General features: G+C 71.8%; 5 protein-coding genes. All 5 read right to left on the reverse strand.

All coding sequences use genetic code 11. The annotated features are described in order from the left end of the window. Positions 1-2,214, reverse strand: a 2,214-nt coding sequence (locus ACWCO3_RS29580) for a [protein-PII] uridylyltransferase (protein WP_450013170.1), incomplete at its 3' end; no start/stop codon positions are given. A 7-nt stretch (positions 2,215-2,221) separates the two neighbouring features. Then, positions 2,222-2,560 carry a P-II family nitrogen regulator gene (locus ACWCO3_RS29585; RefSeq protein ID WP_172862163.1) on the reverse strand — a complete coding sequence of 113 codons (339 nt, stop codon included), beginning with the start codon at positions 2,558-2,560 and terminating at the stop codon, positions 2,222-2,224. A 25-nt stretch (positions 2,561-2,585) separates the two neighbouring features. Continuing rightward, the gene (locus tag ACWCO3_RS29590; protein WP_145785094.1) at positions 2,586-3,998 is read right to left on the reverse strand and encodes an ammonium transporter; all 1,413 of its coding nucleotides are present in this window, start codon (positions 3,996-3,998) and stop codon (positions 2,586-2,588) included. Between the two features lie 276 nt (positions 3,999-4,274). Further along, the gene (locus ACWCO3_RS29595; protein WP_208745086.1) at positions 4,275-5,138 is read right to left on the reverse strand and encodes a phosphotransferase; all 864 of its coding nucleotides are present in this window, start codon (positions 5,136-5,138) and stop codon (positions 4,275-4,277) included. A 6-nt stretch (positions 5,139-5,144) separates the two neighbouring features. Next, a complete protein-coding gene (ftsY, locus tag ACWCO3_RS29600; RefSeq protein ID WP_145785096.1) occupies positions 5,145-6,326 on the reverse strand; it encodes a signal recognition particle-docking protein FtsY in 1,182 nt (393 codons plus the stop codon). Positions 6,327-6,478 lie beyond the last annotated feature (152 nt).

The following is a 6,478-nucleotide window of genomic DNA, read 5'->3' on the forward strand; positions in this document are numbered from 1 at the left end:
TAAGGACCGTCTGGCCGATTCACCTGTGACGGACATCGACAAGATTGCCCACGTCTTCGTAACGGTTTCGCAGACCCCGCGTTCAGGCCTTCCGGATCCGGCTTCGCGGTGCCAGACGACCCGGGGGGCAGCCCCGCCGCCCCGGGCGGCGAGCGCACGGCCGCGCAGCCGCTGGGTCACCGACACGTCGCCGGCGACGGCCCGACGCAGGTCGGCGCGGAGCGGGACCGGGTCCGGCGGGAGGCCGTAGCGCGGTTGCACGCGACACTCGACCAGGGCGCGGCCGTCGAACACCGAGGCGTCCGCGGAGATCACCTCCAACCGGTGCAGGGCCAGGCAGCCCGCCACCGTGGCGAGTAGGCCCCTCCGGTCGGCCGCGGCGACCGACACCCGGTCGCCGGTCATGTGGACGACCGGCAGCGGCCCGTCCAGCAGCGCCGGGTCCGGGGTGGGCGGCTCGGGGAGTACGCCGGTGTCCAGCGCGGTGCGGACCCGGGCGACCAGCTCGGCGACGAGTCGACCCTTCCAGTCCGACCAGGCCGCCGGCCCGGTCGCCGCCGCGTCGGCACGGACCAGCGCGTGCAGCAGGTCGAGGGTGCCGGTGTCCCCCACCGCCTCGGCCACCGAGGCGATGGTGACCGGGTCGGCCAGATCCCGGCGGGTGGCCACGTCGGGCAGCAGCAGGTGCAACCGGACCAGCGTGCCGATCAGCTCGACCTCGGCGGGAGGCAGACCTATCCGGGTCGCCACCGCCTGGGCCAGTGGCACACCGACGGTGCTGTGGTCACCGGTGAGTCCCTTGCCGATGTCGTGCAGGAGCGCGCCGAGGAGCAGAAGGTCGGGGCGCTCCACGTCGCGGGCGTGCCGGCTGGCCTCGTAGGCGGTCTGCACGAGGTGCCGGTCGAGGGTGTAGCGGTGCACGGGGTTGTGCTGCGGCAGGCTGCGCAACCGGGTCCACTCGGGCAGCCAGTTGTCGACCAGCCCGTACCTGTCGCAGGTCTCCCAGGCGGGCACCAGACCGGGACCTGCGCCGAGGAGGGTGGTCAGGGCGGCCCGGGCATCAGCCGGCCAGGGCGCGGGCAGCGGCGGGCAGTACGCCGCCAGCCACTCACAGGTGGCTCGGGCGATCGGCAGTCGGGTCGCGGCCGCCGCGGCGGCCACCCGCAGGGAGAGGCTCGGGTCGGGGCGTGCCCCGATCGCCGTCCGGGCCAGCACCAGCTCACCGTCGTGCTCCACCACGTCGCGGGCCACCGGGCGACGCACGGGGCGCCCACCACCATTGCGAGAGCGGCCGGAGCGCAAGCGGTCGGCGGCCCGGAACGCGTCGTCCAACGCGTGGCTGACCGTGCGCGCGTCACCGGCGACCCGACGCAGGAGCGCGTCACCGTCCTCCACGACGACTCCAGGCTGCCGAGCGGCGTCAGACGCGCCGGGCTGGAGTTGTCGCAGCCCGAGCAGGCGTGCCACTCCGTCGCGTTCCTGGGCGACCAGCCGGTCGACCCGGCGGCCTACCTGCTGGTGCAGGGCGTCGCGGGTGTCCAGCAGGCGCAGGTGAGCCGCGCGCACGGCGGGACGCATCGCGTCGGTGATGCCGGCGGCGGAGATCGCCCGCAGCAGCCCCACGTCGCGCAGACCGCCGGCGGCCTCCTTGAGGTCACCCTCCAACAGGAATGCCAACTCGCCGTGGGCCTGCCAGCGGGCCTCGGTCACCTCCCGCAGGCCGGGAAGGTGCCGGACGGCGGTGCGCCGCCAGTGGTCGGCGGCGGTGCGGATCAGCGAGTCGGCCAACGCCCGGTCGCCCACCACCAGGCGCGCGTCGAGCAGCCCGAGGGCGACCTTGACGTCGTCCTGGGCCACGGACAGCGCCTCGGAGACGGTCCGCACCGAATGGTCGAGCCGCAGGCCCGCGTCCCAGATCGGGTACCAGACCGAGGCGGCCACCTCGTCGATGCCGGGCACCCCGGCGTGCAGCAGAACGAGGTCGAGGTCGCCGTACGGGGCACACTGCCGCCGACCCAACCCACCGACGGCGAGCAGCGCCACCCCGTCCCGCGCCGGAAGCAGGCCGCGCAGGAACACGTCGTACGCCGCCGCCCGGGAGAGCCGGGCAGCCTCTCCGATCCCCCCGGTAATGCCGACGACCTCGTTGACCAAGAGGTTCGCGTCACCGTCGGCGGCGTGCCCTGACGCGTTCTTCCTGATCAACGAGGTCATGTCGTCGTCAGAGCGCGTCTAGGCCGCGCTCGCCGGTACGCACCCGGACGACCTCCTCGACACCGGTGACCCAGACCTTGCCGTCACCGATCTTGCCCGTGCGGGCCGCCCCCACGATGGCGTCCACCACCTTGTCGACGTCGATCTCGTCGGTGAGCACCTCGACCCGGATCTTGGGCAGGAACTCGACCGTGTACTCGGCACCCCGGTAGACCTCGGTGTGCCCCTTCTGCCGCCCGTACCCCTGAACCTCGCTGACGGTCAGCCCGGCCACCCCGAGGGCGTGCAGGGCCTCCTTCACCGCGTCCAATTGGTACGGCTTGATGACCGCGGTCACCAGCTTCATGTCCAACCCCTCCATCCCAGGAACGTTAACCGGCGACCTTCTCGTTGACCGGCTCGGCGGGCTCCGCCTCCGGCTTGGCACCACTCGTCGGGCTGCCACCGGGGGTTCCGATGCCGGCCATCGCGAATGCGCCGCCCGTGCCGCCACCGGCCGGGGACAGGTCGTAGCTGCTCTCGGCGTGCTCGCCGATGTCGATGCCCTCGACCTCCGCCTCGGCCTTGACCCGGAAGCCGATCGTCTTCTCGATGACGAAGGCGAGCACCCAGGCGATGCCGAACGACCAGACGGTGACGATCAGGCCGGCGAGCGCCTGCCGCCCGAGCTGGGTCACGCCGCCGCCGTAGAAGAGCCCGTCGGAGGCACCCACCACGTCGCTGATGGCGGCGTTGACCGAGTTGGTGGCGAACAGGCCGAGCCAGAGCGACCCGATCCAGCCACCGACGAAGTGCACGCCGACGACGTCGAGCGAGTCGTCGTAGCCGAGCTTGTACTTGAGGCTGACGGCCAGCGCGCAGACGGCGCCCGCGACGATGCCAAGCAGGACGGCAGCCCACGGGGCGATGAAACCACAGGCCGGGGTGATGGCGACCAGGCCGGCGACGGCACCGGACGAGGCGCCGACCATGGTCGGCTTCCGGTCCTTGACCCACTCGACAGCGATCCAGCCGAGCACCGCCGCCGCCGTGGCGAGCTGGGTGTTGATGAAGGCGAGGCCGGCGACCGAGTCGACGGTCAGCTCGGAGCCGGCGTTGAACCCGAACCAGCCGAACCACAGCAAACCCGCACCGAGCGCGACCAGCGGAATGTTGTGCGGCTTCATGCCCTCGCGCGGCCAACCGAGCCGCTTACCGAGCACCAGCGCCACGGCCAGGGCCGCCGCACCGGCGTTGATGTGCACCGCGGTGCCACCAGCGAAGTCCAGCGCGTGGATGTCGGCGCCGATGATGCCGCCGCCCCACACCCAGTGGGCGACCGGGAAGTAGACCAGGGTGGCCCAGCCGAAGGCGAACAGCAGCCAGCCGGCGAACTTGGCCCGGTCGGCGATGGCGCCGCTGATCAGCGCGACGGTGATCACCGCGAAGACCATCTGGAAGGCCATGAACACGTAGAGCGGAACCCCGATGCCGCTGGGGTTTTCCGCCGTGGCACCCCACAGGTCGGTCTCGGCGAGGAAGGTCTTGGTGCCGAGGTACGCGCCCGGGTCGCCCCAGAAGCCGTTCACGTCGGTCCCGAAGGCGACGCTGAAACCGTAGAACCACCACAGAATCGAGATGAGCCCGATGGCGGAGAAGCTCATCATCATCATGTTGAGTACGCCCTTGGCCCGGTTGAGGCCGCCGTAGAACAGCGCCAGTCCGGGGGTCATGAGCAGCACGAGCGCGGTCGAAACCAGCAGCCACGTGGTATTGGCGCCGTCGATCGTCGGTGCTTCAGGCACGCTGGCCTCCTAAAGGGTGAAGTCCTCCTTCGCGGCTTTCCGGGGCAGCGTCGCCCGTAGGCCGGTTGCGCGGAAGCTTCGCGGCCGGCTGTTTCACCCAGGGTCCCGCGCGGGTTTCCGGTTCGTGACGGGTTGTTTCGTACGTGTCACGAACTCCGCACACTCAGCGGCATGGATGGTGGTGGATCGCCCGGACGGTGGACGTCGATGGCCGACCGGCCCGACCCATCGACCGGTCCGCTCGACGGAACCGCCCGAGCATCGACCGGTCGGCCCTCAGCGGAGGGCGTTCTCCAGCGCGTGCCGCTCGTAGTCGAGCAGCCGGAGATCGCGCATCGGTCGGCGTAGGTGGCCCTTGTGCACGATCCGGACGAACGCCGGCTCACCGGCGGCGGCCATCCGGCGGATGCCCTCGACGTGGTCCACGATCCGCTTACGGATGGTCCGGATCAGCCGGTGCCGGTCCCGGGGGATCAGCCCGTACGCGTCGGCGAAGAGCCGGAGCCGGCGGGGCCGGTCCGGGTGCTTCCAGCCCAGCGTGATCGAGTCCCGGTCGGCGAAGATCGGCACCCAGGTCCAGGCCGCGTACGCCACGTCGTAGATCCGTGCGCCGGGCGAGGCGAGGTCGAAGTCGATCAGCCCGAGGGTGCCGTCCGGCCGCCAGATCACGTTGTGCGGCGCGGCGTCGTGGTGGCAGATCACCTCGGTGTCCGGTGGCGGGGGGCCGAACGAGCGCCAGACCGCGCTCGCCGGCGGAGTGAAGCCGTACTGCGCGTCGTGGAACATCCGGAGCATCGTGGCGACGGTGACCAGCGCCTCGTCGGTCACCCAGTGCGGGGCGAGCGGGTACTCCCCGCACTCCCCCTCCAGGTACGACAGCACCTCACGGTTGCGCTCGTCCATGCCGAGCGCTCGCGGGGCGCCGGTGAAGCCCACGTACTCCAGGTGGCGCAGCAGGGCGTGCACGGACGGTGTCCACGGCCCGGCGTTGCGGCGGACCGTGTCACCGACGCGGACGACGGTGCTCACGTTGCCGCCGTGCAGCGGGATCTCCTGCGAAGTCACGTACGGTCTCCCGAGGCGCTGCGAAGGGTGGCCGGGTTCACGCCAGCCCGCGTATGCGCGGTTGTCACTGGACACCCGAGACTACGCGTCCCGTCCGGCGGCCTCGGTCCCCAGCAACGCGTCCACGAACTGCGCCGGGTCGAACGGGGCCAGATCGTCCTTGCCCTCGCCGAGGCCGACCAGCTTCACGGGGATGCCGAGTTTGCGCTGCACTGCGATCACGATGCCGCCCTTCGCGGTGCCGTCGAGCTTGGTCAGCACCACACCTGTCACGTTGACCACCTCGGTGAAGACCCGGGCCTGCTCCAGGCCGTTCTGACCGGTGGTGGCGTCCAGGATGAGCAGTGTCTCGTCGATGGGGCCCTGCTTCTCCACCACGCGCTTGACCTTGCCCAGCTCGTCCATCAGGCCGACCTTGTTCTGCAGCCGGCCGGCGGTGTCGATGAGCACGGTGTCCACGCCGGTGTCGATGCCGCGCTTGACCGCGTCGAAGGCGACACTGGCCGGGTCGGCGGCCTCGGGCCCCCGGACGGTCTCCGCCCCGACGCGCGAGCCCCAGGTCTCCAGCTGGTCGGCGGCGGCGGCCCGGAAGGTGTCCGCGGCGCCGAGCAGCACGCTGCGGCCGTCGGCGACGAGCACCCGGGCGATCTTGCCGCAGGTGGTGGTCTTGCCGGCGCCGTTGACGCCGACGACCAGGACCACCGCTGGCACGCCGTCCTTCGGAGCGGTCCGCAACGACCGGTCCATGCTCGGGTCGAGGGCGTTGACCAACTCGGCGGCGAGCAGTGCCCGCAGCTCGGAGGCCGAGCGGGTGCCGAGCACCCGGGTGCGCTCACGGAGGCGGTCGACGATGTCGCGGGTGGCGTCGACGCCGACGTCGGCGGTGATCAGGCTGTCCTCGATCTCCTCCCAGACGTCCTCGTCGAGGTGGTCGCGGGCGAGCAGGCCGAGCAGGCCCTTGCCGAAGACGTTCTGCGAGCGGGACAGCCGCGAGCGGAGCCGGACCAGCCGCCCGGCGGTCGGCTCGGGCACCTCGACGGGCGCCTCGATGACCGGCGGCGGCTCGACCAGGACGCCGGTGGACAGATCGGACTCCGGTGCCTCGACCGGCGGGCCGGCGAGATCCTCCTCTGCCCTGGTGTCGACCTCCGTGCGCGGCAACGGGGGCTCGGGTCGCCGCCGCAGTCGCGGGACGACCAGCCCGACTGTGCCGGCGATCAGCACACCGAGCAGGACCAGAGCGAGGACGAGATATTCGGCCATGCCGGAATCCTGTCAGATGCCGGCGGCCGCGTCCCAGCCACCGCACCCCGAGCGGTGCCCGGGGTCCCAGCCACCGCACCCCGAGCGGTGCCCCGCCGCATCCCTTGATCCGGTCGAGTGCGCCGGTGGTGAGAAACTGGACCGCCGCGTGC

Source organism: Micromonospora sp. NPDC002411, assembly GCF_053592955.1.